Genomic DNA, 15,270 nt, shown 5'->3' on the forward strand with positions numbered 1-15,270 from the left:
CGTGAAAGTGCTGCGTTTGGTAGCGTATGGGTGCTGCTGATGGTAGTTTAACCGCATGGACGGCTACCTTCCTCGGTTGATGGATCAGCAGCTGACCGCTGCGCTCGGTGAGGTGGCAGCGGTAGCCGTCGAGGGTCCGAAGGGAGTCGGAAAGACAGCGGCGGCCACTCGCCAGGCCGTGAGTGTCATCCGGTTGGACGATGACTCGCAACGTCAGGCGTTCGAAGCCGACCCCAACCGCATCAGGTCGCTCGCATCGCCGCTGCTCATCGATGAATGGCAGCGATCACCACAGGCGTGGGACGTTGCTCGCCGATGGGTGGACGACGGAGCACCGACCGGAAGTGTCATCCTTACCGGGAGCGCACATCCGGCCGGAGCGGCTATTCACTCGGGAGCCGGCCGAATCGTTCCGCTTCGCATGCGGCCACTCTCGCTCGCCGAACGATTCCCTGGGACGGCGACCGTAGCGCTGGGCGGCCTGCTGTCGAGCCAAGCGTCAGTCGAGGGCATCAGCAGCGTGGGGTTCCCGGAGTATGTTCGTGAAATCACGGCATCCGGCTTTCCAGGCATCAGATCACTCGCCCCGCGGGGTCAACGACTGCAACTCGACGCCTACATTGAGAACGTGATCCACCGCGAGTTCGCCCAACAGGGTCACGTCGTACGGGCACCCGACACCCTGCGGCGGTGGATGCGTGCTTACGCCGCCGCCACCGCGACCACGGCAAGCTACGCGACGGTGCTCGAGGCGGCCACGCCGGCTGAGGGCGCGAAACCCGCCAAGACGACAGCGATCGCCTATCGAGACGTGCTCTCGTCGCTCTGGCTGTTGGATCCGGTGGAGCCGTGGGTTCCGCGAGGAAATGAACTCGGTCGTCTTTCTCAAGCACCCAAGCACTTCCTCGCCGACCCCGCTCTCGTGTGCCGTTTACTCGAGCTCGACTCTGACGAACTCCTCGGATTCGACGGCGACGGATCGCGAACCTCGGAGTTCTTCGGCTCCGGTTACGGGCCGCTTCTCGGACGACTCTTTGAAGCGCTGGTCGCGCTCAGCCTCCACGCGTATGCATCCCACGCAGAGGCGCGGCTCGGCCACTTTCGCACCCGCAACGGCGACCGGGAAGTCGACTTCATCGTGCAACGAGGACGACGTGTTGTGGCCTTCGAGGTCAAGCTCTCGGCTGCTGTCGACGACTCCGACGTGCGGCACCTGCGCTGGCTTCGTGACCGCCTCGGGCCGCAGCTCGCGGATGCGGCAGTGATCACCACGGGCGAGCTCGCCTACCGAAGGTCGGATGGAATTGCGGTGATCCCGGCTGCACTGCTCGGGGCCTGACCTGAGCTGTCGCGCCTGCATAATCGCGGATCCGCGGGCGCGCGTTACTCAGGCCGGGAGGCGGGCTGTATGACAGGTATCCCGAGAACGGTGAGCGCTTCGGCTCGGTGGCAGGCGTAGGTCACGAAGCCGTCGAGGTATCGAGATAGACCGCTATCTCAGAAACGCTCGTCGTCGCGCAGCGCGTGCAGCTGCGGCGACAGCGAGTCGCCGGGCGCGGGCGGCATCAGCTCGGCGATTGCGCGACGCGAGACGAGAGCGCTGCGGATGACGCGAGCCACTTCCTCCACGGCCGGGAGGAGCTGGCTCATCGAGGTTTCGTAGGTGTTCCAGCTGCGGCCGGCCGGGTCGAGAACGTCATCCTCTGCCGGATCGGCTGGCGCGTCAACAGTGCCGCGGACGCTGATCACCCGCGCGAGGGCAGCCTGGAAGCGGGCCCGGGGGTCGTCGCCGGCATCCGCCCCGGCCTCGTGGAGTTCGGCATCCGTCACGTGCCGCGACAGACGAGCGAACTCGAGAATCGTGAACGCCTTGCGCAGCAGCGACGGATCGAGTTCGACCACCGCCTTGCGGTGCGCCCGGGTCATCGCCAGCACCAGGTCGCGACCGGCGAGCACCGGCTCGGTCAGACGCTTGGCCTGATGAGCCTCGATCTCTGCCGCCGGGATGCCGAGCTCAGCCGCGATTTCGCACGCCTGCTCGGTCATCGCCTCACCCGGACGCGGCTGCGTCCCGGCGCTCGCCACCTCGACCGGGAGATCGGCAAGGAGGAGACGCAGGTACAGCTCCGAAAGGGGGGAGCGGACGATGTTGCCGGTGCAGACGGTGAGGATCTCGATCGGCATGAATCGAGGGTACCTGGGTGCGTTTCGTCTCGCTTCGCTCGGTCACCGAACGCGGACGAGCGGGAGGCGGCGAACGCCTGCCAACGCGGCATCCATCACCGCGACAGCGTCGGGGTCGAGATCGAAATCGGCCATGCTGGCTCGAGCAGCCTCGAAAGCTTCGACGAGACCCGATCTGATCTCGTCAACGACTGAGGATGCATCGTTCGGGTGTACACCGAATCGCGACCCCGTGCGGACGAGACCTGCCACAGAGATTCGGTCGAGTGCGTACTCGCCCTCCACGCTCATGGCGCTGCTGATGATCGCGGAGCCATCCCAGTACGCGGCGTACGTCAGCAGATCGTAGAGTGGCGCGAGCCGCACCGAGCGGCCCCTCAGCATGAGGGAGTAGTTCTTGGCGTGAGCATCCGTGCACCCCGCCACCACGTTGAAGACGAACGCGCGGAAGAACGCGGCGCCGGTCGCCTCGCGATCCGCGACGAGCGGCAGGGAACCGATGAGCTGAGCGATGCTGGCCGCGCCCGGTCCGCCGTCGCGTTGCTGGTACTTCTTTGACGGCGGCACGCTGAGCGCCTGGCACATGTCCTCTTGGTGGAGGCGATGCCACCGCCCATCCGTCCACTCGCGGTCGTATCTCTCGCTGATCAAGACGTTCCAGTCGCCGACACGGCCAAGCCGCGCGGTTGCGACATCACACCCAAGATGAGCCGCTGCGCGCAGAGTGAGTTGCTCAACCACGTCGATGCGGCGGAAGGTACCGACGACCGGCTTGAGGATGTGCGTGGTCGGTTGGCTTCCCTCAGGAACCGCCCAGCGGCCATCCGGCATCCGGAACAACGCGATCTTCGGTTGCGCGCCGGCGATGCTGAAGCGCCCAGCGCCATCCCCAACAGCGACGCCGTCGGTGTACTCGGTAACCACCTGGTCGAGCATCCGAGCCACCTCCGCCTCGGTGACCGGCCGCGCGCTCTGTTCGGCGCGCGCGTCGCTCGCGAGTTCAGCGGGCGGAAGGATCTGTACCGCGCCCGCCGCATCTGCCCCAATGTGCTCGAGGAGCGCGAACGGATTCCCGGGCACCGCCCCGAAGCGTCGTCCGATCGCCCGGAGCGCCTCGTCGTTGTCGGGGAGCAGCCCCTGGAGCCAGGGGAGCACCACGCGCTTTCGGTGTGTCGACGCACTCAGAGGCATCGCGAGCGACAGGGGAGTCGCATCGTGACGATCTCGGTAGTCGGCGTCATAGGTGAAGCTGACGTTTCCTGCTGCCGACTGGGTGAGCATCCCCGTCGGGATGCCATCCAGATACACCGCCAGTTCGGATGCCGTCACCGCAGCACCTGCCCGGTCGCGAGATCCCGCAGCACGACCTCGTAACCGAGCGCCTGGAAGAGATCGAAGAGCTTCGCTGACTCGACCGTCGGCTTGCCCGACTCGACATCGGCGACGAAGGATCGTGACAATCGCGCTCGTGTGGCGAGGTCTTGCTGTGTCCAGCCCCGCAGCGTGCGCAGCTCTCGTACAACTGCCGACGCGTCGCGCATTGTCAACACTCCGGGCCCCCCTGATCAGTCGTGCAGCCATACGGCTGCAAGAGCGGTTGTCGCCGTACGGCTGCATTCTACGTTGTCGCCGTACGGCTACACAAGGCTTGGGCTCGGGGTACGTCACTCGAGTCTTGCTGCTCCCTGATGTTGTTTCGGGAATCGGCTGCGGGGTGATTCCCGAAATAACATCAAGGCGGGTATGATGTTGTAACGGGAATCACCGGCGTCAGGGGGACGTCCCATGCGAGTGCTCATTGACGACCCGAGCGACCTCGGGCGGCTCATCCGTCGCATCCGAGAACAGCACGGGTGGTCGCAACGCCGACTCGCCGCAGCTCTCGGGGTCGGCCAACGCTACGTCCACGAACTCGAAACCGGGCGCGCGAAGAGATTCGACACTCACTACCTGCAGGTGCTCGCCGCACTGGGCGTGCAGCTGGTCGCCGAGGTTGACGATCCCGATCCCGCGGCATCCGAATCATGACCGACGCCCTGCCCGTGCGGCTCTATGACACACGCATCGGAACGCTCGAACGCACGGCGCGAGGCGGGGTGGTTCTGCGCTGGTCGCGCGAGGCGATCGACCGGTGGGGTGAGAACTCCCGGGTTCTCAGCGCCGGCCTGCGCGTAGGAGTGGACGACGAGCAAGCCTCCGAAGCGTTCTTCGGGGGGCTGCTTCCCGAGGGCGAGCACATCGCCCGGCTCGCGCGGGAAGTCAAAGTCGACCGTGGCGATGTCGTAGGTCTGCTGGCGGAGGTCGGCGCCGACCTCGCCGGGGCGTTGCGAGTGGGTCACCTCGAGGCTCAGCAGCGCGACCCCGAGAAGCTCGACATTGACGCCGTCGGGGCGCTCCTTGACCGTGCGAGCGGCTTCCTCATCGGCGGGGGAGGATCTGCGCTCCCCGGCTTTCAGCGCAAGCTCACGCTCACACGCCGTGACGGATCGTGGTGGCGTGGGAACGGCGTCATCCCCTCGACCCACATCCTCAAGCCTGTCGCGGCGGATTACGCGGCATCCGTCGAGAGCGAGAACTATGCGCTGCAGGTCGCGCGGCACGCCGGGCTTCTCGCATTCGAAACCTGGACCGAAACCGTTGCGGGCCGCCCCGTGCTTGTCGTCGAACGCTACGACCGCGTCGACGACGGTGACACTGTTCGCCGCATCCATCAGGAGGATGCCGCGCAAGCGCTGCGCCTGCCTTGGGGAGGCAATGACAAGTTCGAGCAGAACAACCCCAGCGCTAACCTGCGCGGTATCGCGGGCCTTCTCGACAGCGGGCGAACGGTCTTCGAGACGCCGTACGTCGACCGCCTACGCCTCGCGCGATACGCAGCGTTCACCGTCGCCGTCGGCAACACAGACGCCCACGCCAAGAACGTCTCTCTGCTGCACGATGAGCGGGGGCGAACCACGCTGGCACCGATCTATGACGCGGCACCCCTCGCTCTGGCCTACGACGCGACGGATGCCCTCGCCCTGCGGATCAACGGGGTGACACGTCTTCCCGATGTCACGGCTGGTGACCTGGTCGCCGAGGCGACGAGTTGGGGTGTGCCGGGCGGTGAGGCTCGGACAGCGATCGATGAGACGCTCGCCGCGATCGTCGAAGCAACACGCGAGGTGCCCGCGCACCCGGCGATCGAGTCGCACGTGCCCGGCTACATCCGCGGACAGGCAGAGAACCTGCTCGCCGGACGACCCGCACGGATCTCGTCCACGATTCCGCTCTCGTTGCGTGAACGCATCGGCAGCCCGCAGGATCGGGACGCGTAGAGGCTGCGGCGTCGCGTCGCTCGGGCGGCGGCCGGGGAGTGGGCGCTCGCGAGGCGACCGGGGAGGGGGTCAGCGGGTGGCTACGAAGGTGTCGCCCGCCCAGATCCAGGGCGTGCCGTTGGCATCCAGGGTTACGGCAACCGGGGCATCGGTCGGAACGCTCGGGATGCACGTCGCAGCCCCGGGCTCCGCCACCAGCAGCCCGTCGCAGGATGCGGCATCCGCCCGCGCCGTCGTGATCTGACCGTCGCCGGCAACCGTCAGCGCCAGGACTCCGGCCTGATCCAGGGATGACCAGGTGGCGGCATCCGTCGTCTGGGAGGCATCCGACCCGCAGATGACCGCCGTCGTGCCACCATTCGCGCGGACGCCTGTCGGTGTTGCGCACGGGGCGTCGAGTTCGCCAGCCGGCGTCACGACTGCCGCCGGATTCGCGGGGTCAACGTACGTCGACGAAGCGAGGATTTCGTCGTTGGGTTCCCAGAACTCGCCGTACGTGAAGGTCCGCAGCCCCTGCAGTTCGCAGCCATCACCCATCAGCGCGACGATCATCGCCTGATCCGCCGCATACGGCTCCAGGGCGAGGATCTGCTGGATGCCGCGATAGCGGGGCGTCACGTCACTCCACGTCGCGCCGCCATCGGTTGAGCGCTCGAGCAGCGGCTCTGCCGCGCCGCACGCGCCAGCAGTCGCCCGCCACATGTCGCCAGCGTTGACCATGAGAAAACGCTCATCGGCGCCGGTTGCCGCCGCGACCGTCGAGGTCGGTGTCGGGGTGGGCGTTGCGGTCGGCGTCTCGACACCCATCGTCGGGGTCACGCGCGGCGACTCGGTCGGAGGAGGAGTCTGCGTGCGCGTGATCGCCAGCCAGCTGAGGCCCCCGACGGCGAGGATCAGCGCCGCGACGATCACGATCGACACCCACGCGGGCACAGAGCCCCGGGAGCGGCGTCTTGACGTGCTCGAGCGGTAGGCCACGGCGGTCCTCGCGAGTCGGCTGGTGTGCGGTGGGCGGAACAGTATCCGCTCGCTCTAGCGATGCGGATGGAAGCGTGTGGTTCTGGCGCCGAACCGGCGAGGAGTTCCCCCGACAGGTACCCTGGCGCCTATGACGGAGTCTAGCGCGGCGACAGTACGTTCACGGGAACGAGGATCGTCGAGGGGCTCAGACTCGGCCGCGGAACCCGGATCCTCGCGGCGATCCGCCTCTTCACGCGGGTCGGATTCGTCCCGCGGTTCGCGGCGGAGCGAACGCGCCAGCCACACCTGGCGGTCGGGCGGGTCATCCGTCGCCCGGTGGGACTGGGAACTCGTCGGATGGGCAGTGCTGCTGCTCGGCGCCGGCATCCTGCTCGCAACCCTTGCCGACCGGCTCGTGGGCGGCGCGCTCGGTTCCGCGCTCTCGATCGCCGCCCTCTGGGGAGGGATGCTCGCCGCCATCATCCTCGCCTTCGTGCGCTCGCGGCCCCGGATGCTGCTGCGCTTCCACCCCTTCGACCTGCTCTACGGCGTCGTGCTCGGCGTGCTGTTGCGCTTCATCCAGGGCTTCCTCGAGATCGCCGGCACCGGCACTGCCGCGTGGCCCACAGCAGGCACGCTGGACGGGTCACTTCCGGCATCCTTCTGGTTCGACGGGGTGCTCGCACCGGTCGTGATCGCGCCGCTTCTCGAGGAGTTCTTCTTCCGGGCCGTGCTGCTCGTCGCGATCTTCACGGCGGTCAGACGGATGACGAACTCCCGCTCGTGGGCAGGGTTCGCCGCGATCACCGTCACGACGCTGCTCTTCATCGGCCTGCACCTCGTCTTCGACATCTACACGTGGTGGTCGGTTGCCACTCTCGGAATCGTCGGACTCGTCTGCGCCGGCCTCGTCGTGGCCACCTCGCGCATCTGGGGAGCCGTACTCACTCACATCGTCTTCAACGGCGTCGCCGTCGCGATGCTGCTCGTCGGTACCGTCGGCACCTAGGGCGTCGGGGTTCAGCGCGTCGCGTCTAATGCCGTGGGGGAGCGAGACCATCGGCTGGTACGCGCTGAGCCTCAGCGAAACCGGGGGACGTCGACGCTCGGATGGCTGCCGTGGGCCGCACTCCTGATCGCGGCAGGTGTCGTCATGGTCATCGCGCGCCGGCTCACACAGAGCCGGCCGGAGGCGCTCGCAGAAGACTGTCCGCCTCACCGCATCCCACTTCCGTGCCAGTCCGGCGGGGGAGTGGGATGCGGTGCGCCGCAGTATCGATGCCGGAGCGTTCGCTTCCTGCATCCGGATGCCGTAAGCTAATCCTTTGGTGCCTGCCTCACTGCGGCAGATCACCGCGAACGTGAGCCCTCCACTGGCGTGTTCGGCGGCCTTCGGCCTCGGAACCACCCCGGAGCGGGATTCACGAACTCCTCCGTTCGAACCAGAAAGCAGCACTATCGTGACGCGCACATTCACCCCCAAGGCTGGCGAAATCCAGCGCGAATGGCTCGTGATCGACGCCACCGACGTCGTTCTCGGCCGCCTCGCCTCCCACGCTGCAGCGCTCCTGCGCGGCAAGCACAAGGCGACCTTCGCACCGCACGTTGACAGCGGCGACCACGTCATCATCATCAACGCCGACAAGGTTGCCCTCACCGGCCAGAAGCTCGAGAAGAAGATGGCCTACCGCCACTCCGGATACCCGGGCGGCCTGAAGGCCGTCGCGTACAGCGAGCTGCTCGAGAAGAACCCCGTCCGCGCCGTCGAGAAGGCCATCCGCGGCATGCTCCCCAAGAACAGCCTGGGTCGCCAGCAGCTGTCCAAGCTGAAGGTGTACGTCGGTGCCGAGCACCCGCACGCCGCTCAGCAGCCCAAGACATACACGCTCGACCAGGTCGCCCAGTAAGCGCCGGACAGACCCAGAAGGACATACTCGTGGCGAACGACACCACCGCAACCGAGCCCACCAGCTACACCACCGAATCCGCCGTCGACGTCGAGGCCGTTGAGGCTGCACGTCCCGTGCTCAACGTCCCCGGCGCGGCAGTGGGCCGCCGCAAGGAGGCCATCGCGCGCGTGCGCCTGGTCCCCGGCACCGGCACCATCACCGTCAACGGCCGCACGTTCGAGAATTACTTCCCGAACAAGCTGCACCAGCAGCTCGTGACCGACCCCTTCACGCTGCTGAACCTCACCGGCGCCTACGACGTCATCGCCCGCATCCAGGGCGGCGGCCCCTCGGGCCAGGCAGGCGCCCTGCGCCTGGGTATCGCCCGTGCGCTCAACGAGATCGACGCCGAGAACAACCGCCCGGCCCTCAAGAAGGCCGGCTTCCTCTCGCGCGACGCTCGCGTGAAGGAGCGCAAGAAGGCCGGTCTCAAGAAGGCGCGCAAGGCTCCGCAGTACTCGAAGCGTTAATCGCTTCCCGCACCGCGCACCATGCCGCTGTTCGGCACGGACGGCGTACGAGGGCTTGCCAACGGCATCCTCACCGCCGATCTCGCTTTGTCCCTGGCTCAGGCGACCGCTGTCGTCCTGGGCCAGGGCCGCACCGCTGACGCCCGTCGCGCTGCAGGCAAGCGCCTCACCGCCGTCGTCGCACGGGATCCTCGCGTCTCAGGGGAGTTCCTCGTCGCGGCCGTTTCGGCCGGGCTCGCCTCCTCGGGGGTCGACGTCCTCGATGCCGGCGTGCTGCCCACCCCCGCGTTGGCCTACCTCGTGGGCGACCATGACGCCGACTTCGGGGTCATGGTCTCGGCATCCCACAACCCCGCCCCCGACAACGGCATCAAGATCTTCGCTCGCGGCGGCGTGAAGCTGCCCGACGTCGTCGAGGCGCGCATCGAGGCCGCCATGAGCGGTGAGAAGCTGCAGCCGACGGGCGCCGGCGTCGGTCGGATCAGCCGATTCTCCGATGCCGAGGACCGTTACGTCCTCCACCTCCTGCAGTCCCTGCCGCATCGGCTCGACGGGCTTCACGTTGTGCTCGACTGCGCGCACGGCGCGGCATCCGGCGTCTCACCGCAGACGTTCTCGGATGCCGGCGCACGCGTGACGGTCATCGGCGCCGATCCCGACGGACTGAACATCAACGACGGCGTCGGCTCGACGCACCTCGATCAGCTCTCGGCTGCTGTCGTCGAGCACGGTGCGGACCTGGGTATCGCGCACGACGGCGACGCCGACCGGTGCCTTGCCGTGGACGCTGCCGGCCAGGTCATCGACGGCGATCAGATCATGGCTATCCTCGCCGTCGCGCTCAAAGACCGTGGGGAGCTCACCGACGACACTCTCGTCGCCACGGTCATGAGCAACCTCGGCCTGCATCGCGCGATGGCCGATCACGGCATCCGTGTCGAACAGACCGCCGTCGGCGACCGGTACGTGCTGGAGCGCATGAACGAGGGCGGTTTCGCCCTCGGCGGCGAGCAGTCCGGACACGTCATCATGTCTCGGTTCGCCACCACCGGCGACGGCCTGCTCACGGGGCTTCACCTCATGTCGGAGATGGCCCGGACCGGGCGCACCCTCGCCGACCTCGCCTCGATCATGACCGTCTACCCGCAGGTGCTTGTGAACGTGAAGGGCGTCGACAGGTCGCTGGTTGCGACCGACGAGGTCGTGCAGGATGCGGTCGCTGCGGCATCCACAGCGCTCGGGGACTCGGGCCGCGTTCTGCTGCGCCCCTCGGGCACGGAGCCCCTCGTGCGCGTCATGGTCGAGGCCGCCGACGCCGAAACCGCCCACGCTCACGCCGAGGCCCTCGCGGGCGTGGTGCGCGAACGGCTCAGTCTTCCCGTCTGAGCCGCCCCTCCAGGCATCCGTTCGGCGGCATCCCTCGCCGGCTCGGCGCGTGGCTAACTCCTCAGATCAGTTATGTGAACGGTGCAACCGCGGCGTGATCTGGCTCACACTCCGTCGTCTTTGAGGAGTTAGCCACCGAGAGGCCGCGCGAACTTTCGTGCGCGCGTCGTCGCGGGCATGGGAGCGCTCACAGGCATGCGGCGCATGGGTTCGCGAGATTCGCGCCCACCGCGCCCCCGCTCTATCGATGGGAGAAGCTGGGATTTTCCTAGCACCTCGTCGCGCACTACGCGCTCGACGAGACGAGCGGAACGGTAGCCGCCGATAGCTCGGGCAACGGCCACGACGCCGCCTACATCGGCTCACCGACGCTCCTCGGTGCGGAGGGTGTGACATTCGACGGCACCGACGACTACGTCGACCTTCCCGACAACCTCATCGGCGGTCTCGACTCGGTGACCGTCGCGATGGACGTCATCGTCTCGCCCTCGCAGAGCGGCAACTACTTCATTTGGGGATTCGGGAACACCGCTGGCGATGGCGCGGGCAACGGCTACCTCTATTCGACCGGGAACAACTACCGGGGAGGCATCGCCACGGGCAACTGGACCACGGACGTCCTGGCCGACGCGCCGGCGCCCACGGACCGGCACCGGCGCGCCGAGCACGATCTGCGCTGTTGCATCATCGACGGTGGTGCCGAACTGTCGCGGCAGGTGCCCGATCAGCCCCAGCCCATGGACTCGATGTAGCGGAGCAGCACGCCCTCGCGCAGGGCCCACGGGCTCACCTCGAGCTCTTCGACATCCATCGCGCGCATCGCCTCGTGAAGCACAACCGCACCCGCGACGATCTGGAAGGTCCGATCCGCGGTGATTCCGGGCAGTTCCTGGCGAGCGGATGCCGGAATGCGCGCCAAGCGCGGGATCCACGACCCGAGCGCAGCGCGGGGGAGCATCATCCGTTCGCTGCCCGACCACCCGGGCATCGGGTAGCCGACGAGTTTGGCCAGCGACCGGATCGCCTTGGAGGAGCCCACGGTGTGATCAGGTCGGGGGAGCGCACCGAAAGTCTTGGTCAGCGGCTTGAGCGTCTGGCGGGCGTGTGCTCGAAGACGATCGACGGCCTCCTCGCCGGGCGGGTCATCCGGCAGGTAGGCGATCGTCATGCGGCCAGCGCCGAGGGGCACGGATGCCGCTTCATCCGGGAGCTCGTCGCTTCCCGCCGCGATCTCCAGAGACCCGCCGCCGATGTCGAAGAGCAGGATCTGGCCGGCCGACCAGCCGAACCACCGCCGCACCGCGAGGAACGTGAACCGGGCCTCCGAGACGCCCCCGAGAACCTGGAGCGGTTGGCCGAGCGCTGCCTCGATTCGCGCGATCACCTCGGTTCCGTTGGTGGCCTCGCGCACCGCAGAGGTCGCCGTCGCGAGGAACTCGTCGACCTTCTCGCGTTCGGCGACCACGCGGGCTTGTGACACGGCATCCACCAGCGCGGCGATCCCCTCCTCGCTGATCGCGCCGTCGGGCGTGACGTACCTCATGAGGCGCAGCACGGATCGATGGCTCGTGGAGGCGAGTGGGCGACCGCCGGGGTGAGCGTCGGCGACGAGAAGATGGACGGTATTGGAGCCGATGTCGAGGACGCCCAGACGCACGGGGGTCAGCTTATCGGTGGCTCGGGTAGGCACCCGTGCCCGGTCGTTGTCGTGCCGATTGCAGGATGAACGCCGTGGCCAGTGGCTCAGGTGCGCCACGAATGACGATCGCGCCTGCGTTCGGCCCGGCGCGTCAGACGAGGCCTCAGGGCAGGGCGTCGGAGGGCGGTGCCGCACAACCGACGATCCACGCCTTCGCGAAGGCGGCAGTCTGATAGGCGTAGTTGTAGATCCAGCGCGACAGGTTCAGGCTCTCGTCCACGGGGATCACGGTGACGTCGGCATCCGCGCACGCGCCGAAAATGTAGCGCGTACGCAGCACGTGCGGCGTGTAGGTCAACACGATGACGCTCTCACCGTCGGTCGCATACGCGTCGAGCATCGCTGCTTCCCCCCGTGTAGTGAACGGGTCGGGAGTGCGACAGGTCACATAAGCCCGCCAGCAGTAGGCGAGTTCATCCGCCGACTCCGGCCCCGATGCCGGCACTGACACCAGGACCTCGTCAGCGATTCCCTGATCGCGCAGGCTCTCGGCATCCGCGATGCGGGTCGCAGTCGGTGGGCCGATCACATAGAGAAGGTCGGCTTTGGGCGCCGCGGGAACTGCCGGGAAGACATACAGGGGAAGCCCGATCACGGCGACCAGAGCGATGATCGCCAGGATGCCGAGAGCGCCGCGGCGCGCCCACCGGGTTCGAGTGAGCATCGACTCGTCGTCCACGCGTGCATCCCCCGTCTCCTCGTGCGGCGACCACAGCGTCGACGTGCTCCGACGAGCGACAGTGTAGTGAGCCATCCAGGACAACTCGGCTGAGGGAAGGACAACTCGGCTGAGGGAAGACCAACTCGGCTGAGGGAGGGACAACTCGCGTGGGGGTTACGATGGCCCCGTGCCCAGCGATGCCGCAGCCCTCGACGCCCGCGAGCAACTCAACCCGCAGCTCTACCGTGAGATCCTGCGTCCCGAGTGGGCGAGGCTCGCCGCCGACATGCGTCAGCCGCTCACCGAAACCGAGATCGTTTCGCTTCGCGGCCTCGGCGATCGGCTGGACCTCGACGAAGTGCGCGAGGTGTACCTCCCGCTCAGTCGCCTCCTGAGCCTGTACGCGGGCGCAACCCGGCGGATCGGAGCCGACACCAGCGCGTTCCTGCAGGAAAACGACTCGACCACCCCGTTCGTGGTCGGCGTCGCCGGATCAGTCGCCGTCGGCAAGTCCACCATCGCGCGCCTGCTGCGCGAGCTCATGAGCCGCTGGCCCGACACCCCGCGCGTCGAGCTCGTGACCACCGACGGCTTCCTCTACCCCAACGCAGAGCTCGAGCGCCGCGGCATCATGCACCGCAAGGGCTTCCCCGAGTCCTACGACCGGCGTGCGCTCGTACAGTTCCTCACCGACGTCAAGAGTGGGGCGCCCGAGGCCCGCGCTCCCTTCTACTCCCACATGAAGTACGACATCGTTCCGGATGCCGTCATCACGGTTCGGCGCCCGGATGTCGTCATCGTCGAGGGGCTGAACGTGCTCCAGCCGCCGCCCTCGCCCAACGAGGTGGCAGTCAGCGACCTGTTCGACTTCTCCATCTACGTGGATGCCGATCCCGAACACATCACGCAGTGGTTCGTCGACCGCTTCCTCGCTCTCAAACACGGTGCCTTCGCCGACCCCGGCTCGTTCTTCAACGTCTTCTCCGATCTGACCGACGAGACGGCTGTCGAGACCGCCCTCGGGTTCTGGAACGAGATCAACCTGCCGAACCTGATCGAGAACGTCCTGCCCACCAAACATCGGGCGACCCTCGTGCTGCAGAAGGCTGCCAATCACGCCGTCGACCGCGTCCTCCTGCGCAAGGTCTAGCAGCGCGCTGCGCGCCCAAAAGGGGCGCAGATCGGCGGGATTCGCCAACCAGCGGGGCATGGGAGCGGTCCCAGCACGGTCAGGGCTTCACCGATATCACGACACGCCGATCGTCATGGTAAAGATGTTTCATGCGGGGTGGTCACCGGGGGCCGTATGAAAGCTCTGCTCCTTAACGGGCGTGGGCGCTTCTTCGGCGTGACGTTCCTGTCGGCGATTGCGGCAGGGGCGCTGATCGGCGTACCCGCGGTCGCTTCGGCTTCGCCCGGCGACGTGGTCGATTCTGGGGCATCCGTCTCGCGTTTTGTGACCTCCGAACCCGCCGCATCGACCGCCGGCGGCGCGACGAATGCGGCATCCTGCCTCGCCGGAGTGTCGCCCCACCTCGTGCGACTCACCGGCTCCGACGAGGACCCGGTGCACAACCCCGTCCTGCTCGTGCACGGGTGGCTCAGCACCGCCATGCCGGAGTCGGAGGCGGGACCGAGACCGGTCACGACGAGCACGGGTATCGCCAATTCGCCGTTCTCTCGGCCGGTCGAGTGGTCATCGGGCGGCGATCCGGCCGTCGATCTGCGCTCGCTGCAAGAGCGCCTATCGGAGCTTCCCGACACGTCAGTGTTCGCCTTCGACTACTCCTCCGTGGCCGCACTGTGGGTCGGGCACACGGCGACCGCACCCGCGCTCGCCGGAGCGATCGAGTGTCTCGCCGAGGCGTCAGGCGACACCGTTGACATCGTCGCGCATTCGATGGGAGGGCTCGCGCTTCGCTACGCCCTCGGGGGATCGAACGAGGGCGTAGCCTCGCACGTCGGTCAGGTCATCACCGTCGCGACCCCGAACGAGGGGTCCGAGGTCGCGTCAGCGGTGTCGGTGCTCGGCGATGCGACAGAGTCCCTGTTTTCGTCGGCGTCGGTTCTCGCTCAAATCGCGTTGCCGGCAATCGTCGGAATCTGCAATCGCGAGATGGAGTCGGATGCGCGCGTCGGATGTGACATTCCGCCGAGCGCGCGGACCGTCTTTGCCGTCGCGGGTGACGGCGGTCAGGCACTTCGGGCGGCTTCTGCAGAGCTGTCGAGTGTGCCTGAGTGGCCGAGCAGTCTGAACGTCCACGCGATTGCCGGCGACTACCGTATCCACCTCACGGCGGGAATCGTGCCCCCCGAGATCTTCACAGCGCTGCGCGACGCCGCGGGGGTCTTCGGGCTGGAGCTAGCACCCGCACTTGACGAGGAGATCGAGGCGGGGGACGGCATCGTGGAGGTCAGTTCGGCCACAGCGGATGCCGACTCGAGCTTTATCGCGCGCTGCGACGTGACCGTCGACCTCACGACGACAGAAGGGTCGGCGACGTTCGGTGATCTCACCGAGCGATTCGGCGGCATCCCGCCGCTTGCAGGCCCGTGTGCACACGATCGCCTGTTCGAGAATGACGACGTCGCGCGGGATATTGTCGCGACGCTTGGGGCGTCCCGCAGATAGTGCTGTCGCGAC

Annotated in this window: 16 protein-coding genes; 10 read left to right on the top strand and 6 right to left on the bottom strand. The window is 67.4% G+C overall.

The features are described 5' to 3' along the window. Positions 1-55 precede the first annotated feature (55 nt). Complete coding sequence (locus MICSW_RS02555) at positions 56-1,339, top strand: ATP-binding protein (RefSeq protein ID WP_464496666.1); 1,284 nt, start codon at positions 56-58, stop codon at positions 1,337-1,339. Positions 1,340-1,497: 158 nt separating this feature from the next. Here MICSW_RS02555 and MICSW_RS02560 read toward each other — a convergent pair whose 3' ends face one another. Genes MICSW_RS02560 through MICSW_RS02570 form a run of 3 tightly spaced genes read right to left on the bottom strand, consistent with a single transcriptional unit; the run spans position 1,498 to position 3,725 of the window. Then, positions 1,498-2,184, bottom strand: a complete 687-nt coding sequence (locus MICSW_RS02560) for an arsenate reductase/protein-tyrosine-phosphatase family protein (RefSeq protein WP_464496667.1) — start codon at positions 2,182-2,184, stop codon at positions 1,498-1,500. Positions 2,185-2,226: 42 nt separating this feature from the next. Beyond that, on the bottom strand, positions 2,227-3,513 hold the full coding sequence (locus tag MICSW_RS02565; protein WP_464496668.1) for a type II toxin-antitoxin system HipA family toxin: 1,287 nt from the start codon (positions 3,511-3,513) through the stop codon (positions 2,227-2,229). Next, on the bottom strand, positions 3,510-3,725 hold the full coding sequence (locus MICSW_RS02570; protein ID WP_347424584.1) for a helix-turn-helix domain-containing protein: 216 nt from the start codon (positions 3,723-3,725) through the stop codon (positions 3,510-3,512). The genes MICSW_RS02565 and MICSW_RS02570 overlap by 4 nt, the downstream gene beginning before the upstream one ends. Before the next feature lie 244 nt (positions 3,726-3,969). Between MICSW_RS02570 and MICSW_RS02575 the strand changes: the two genes are divergently transcribed. Next, a complete protein-coding gene (locus MICSW_RS02575) occupies positions 3,970-4,212 on the top strand; it encodes a helix-turn-helix domain-containing protein (protein WP_331790663.1) in 243 nt (80 codons plus the stop codon). Beyond that, positions 4,209-5,501 (top strand): type II toxin-antitoxin system HipA family toxin, encoded by a 1,293-nt coding sequence (locus MICSW_RS02580; protein WP_464496669.1) that lies wholly within the window; start codon positions 4,209-4,211, stop codon positions 5,499-5,501. The genes MICSW_RS02575 and MICSW_RS02580 overlap by 4 nt, the downstream gene beginning before the upstream one ends. A 69-nt stretch (positions 5,502-5,570) precedes the next feature. Here the strand turns inward: MICSW_RS02580 and MICSW_RS02585 are convergent, their stop codons facing one another. Then, entirely contained in the window at positions 5,571-6,434 is an 864-nt protein-coding gene (locus tag MICSW_RS02585) for a hypothetical protein (RefSeq protein WP_464496670.1), read from the bottom strand. A 175-nt stretch (positions 6,435-6,609) separates the two neighbouring features. Between MICSW_RS02585 and MICSW_RS02590 the strand changes: the two genes are divergently transcribed. The 5 genes from MICSW_RS02590 (at position 6,610) to MICSW_RS02610 (ending at position 11,018) form a co-directional block, all read left to right on the top strand. Next, positions 6,610-7,470, top strand: a complete 861-nt coding sequence (locus MICSW_RS02590; protein WP_464496671.1) for a lysostaphin resistance A-like protein — start codon at positions 6,610-6,612, stop codon at positions 7,468-7,470. A 451-nt stretch (positions 7,471-7,921) separates the two neighbouring features. Then, a complete protein-coding gene (rplM, locus tag MICSW_RS02595) occupies positions 7,922-8,368 on the top strand; it encodes a 50S ribosomal protein L13 (protein WP_228177219.1) in 447 nt (148 codons plus the stop codon). 29 nt (positions 8,369-8,397) lie between these two features. After that, complete coding sequence (gene rpsI, locus MICSW_RS02600; protein ID WP_292729292.1) at positions 8,398-8,880, top strand: 30S ribosomal protein S9; 483 nt, start codon at positions 8,398-8,400, stop codon at positions 8,878-8,880. A 21-nt stretch (positions 8,881-8,901) separates the two neighbouring features. Continuing rightward, positions 8,902-10,266 (top strand): phosphoglucosamine mutase, encoded by a 1,365-nt coding sequence (glmM, locus tag MICSW_RS02605; protein WP_464496672.1) that lies wholly within the window; start codon positions 8,902-8,904, stop codon positions 10,264-10,266. 389 nt (positions 10,267-10,655) lie between these two features. Further along, positions 10,656-11,018, top strand: coding sequence for a hypothetical protein (locus MICSW_RS02610; protein ID WP_228177216.1), 363 nt, complete (start codon positions 10,656-10,658; stop codon positions 11,016-11,018). Here MICSW_RS02610 and MICSW_RS02615 read toward each other — a convergent pair. Both MICSW_RS02615 and MICSW_RS02620 read right to left on the bottom strand, forming a co-directional pair. Further along, positions 10,991-11,923 carry a Ppx/GppA phosphatase family protein gene (locus MICSW_RS02615; RefSeq protein WP_300591721.1) on the bottom strand — a complete coding sequence of 311 codons (933 nt, stop codon included), beginning with the start codon at positions 11,921-11,923 and terminating at the stop codon, positions 10,991-10,993. The genes MICSW_RS02610 and MICSW_RS02615 overlap by 28 nt on opposite strands. Before the next feature lie 145 nt (positions 11,924-12,068). Further along, entirely contained in the window at positions 12,069-12,719 is a 651-nt protein-coding gene (locus tag MICSW_RS02620; RefSeq protein ID WP_464496673.1) for a YdcF family protein, read from the bottom strand. Between the two features lie 94 nt (positions 12,720-12,813). Here MICSW_RS02620 and coaA point away from each other — a divergent pair, with 94 nt between their 5' ends. Then, positions 12,814-13,776, top strand: a complete 963-nt coding sequence (gene coaA / locus MICSW_RS02625; RefSeq protein WP_464496674.1) for a type I pantothenate kinase — start codon at positions 12,814-12,816, stop codon at positions 13,774-13,776. 156 nt (positions 13,777-13,932) lie between these two features. Then, positions 13,933-15,258 carry an esterase/lipase family protein gene (locus MICSW_RS02630; RefSeq protein ID WP_464496675.1) on the top strand — a complete coding sequence of 442 codons (1,326 nt, stop codon included), beginning with the start codon at positions 13,933-13,935 and terminating at the stop codon, positions 15,256-15,258. The last annotated feature ends 12 nt before the right edge of the window (positions 15,259-15,270 follow it).

The organism is Microbacterium sp. SW12, assembly GCF_055391095.1.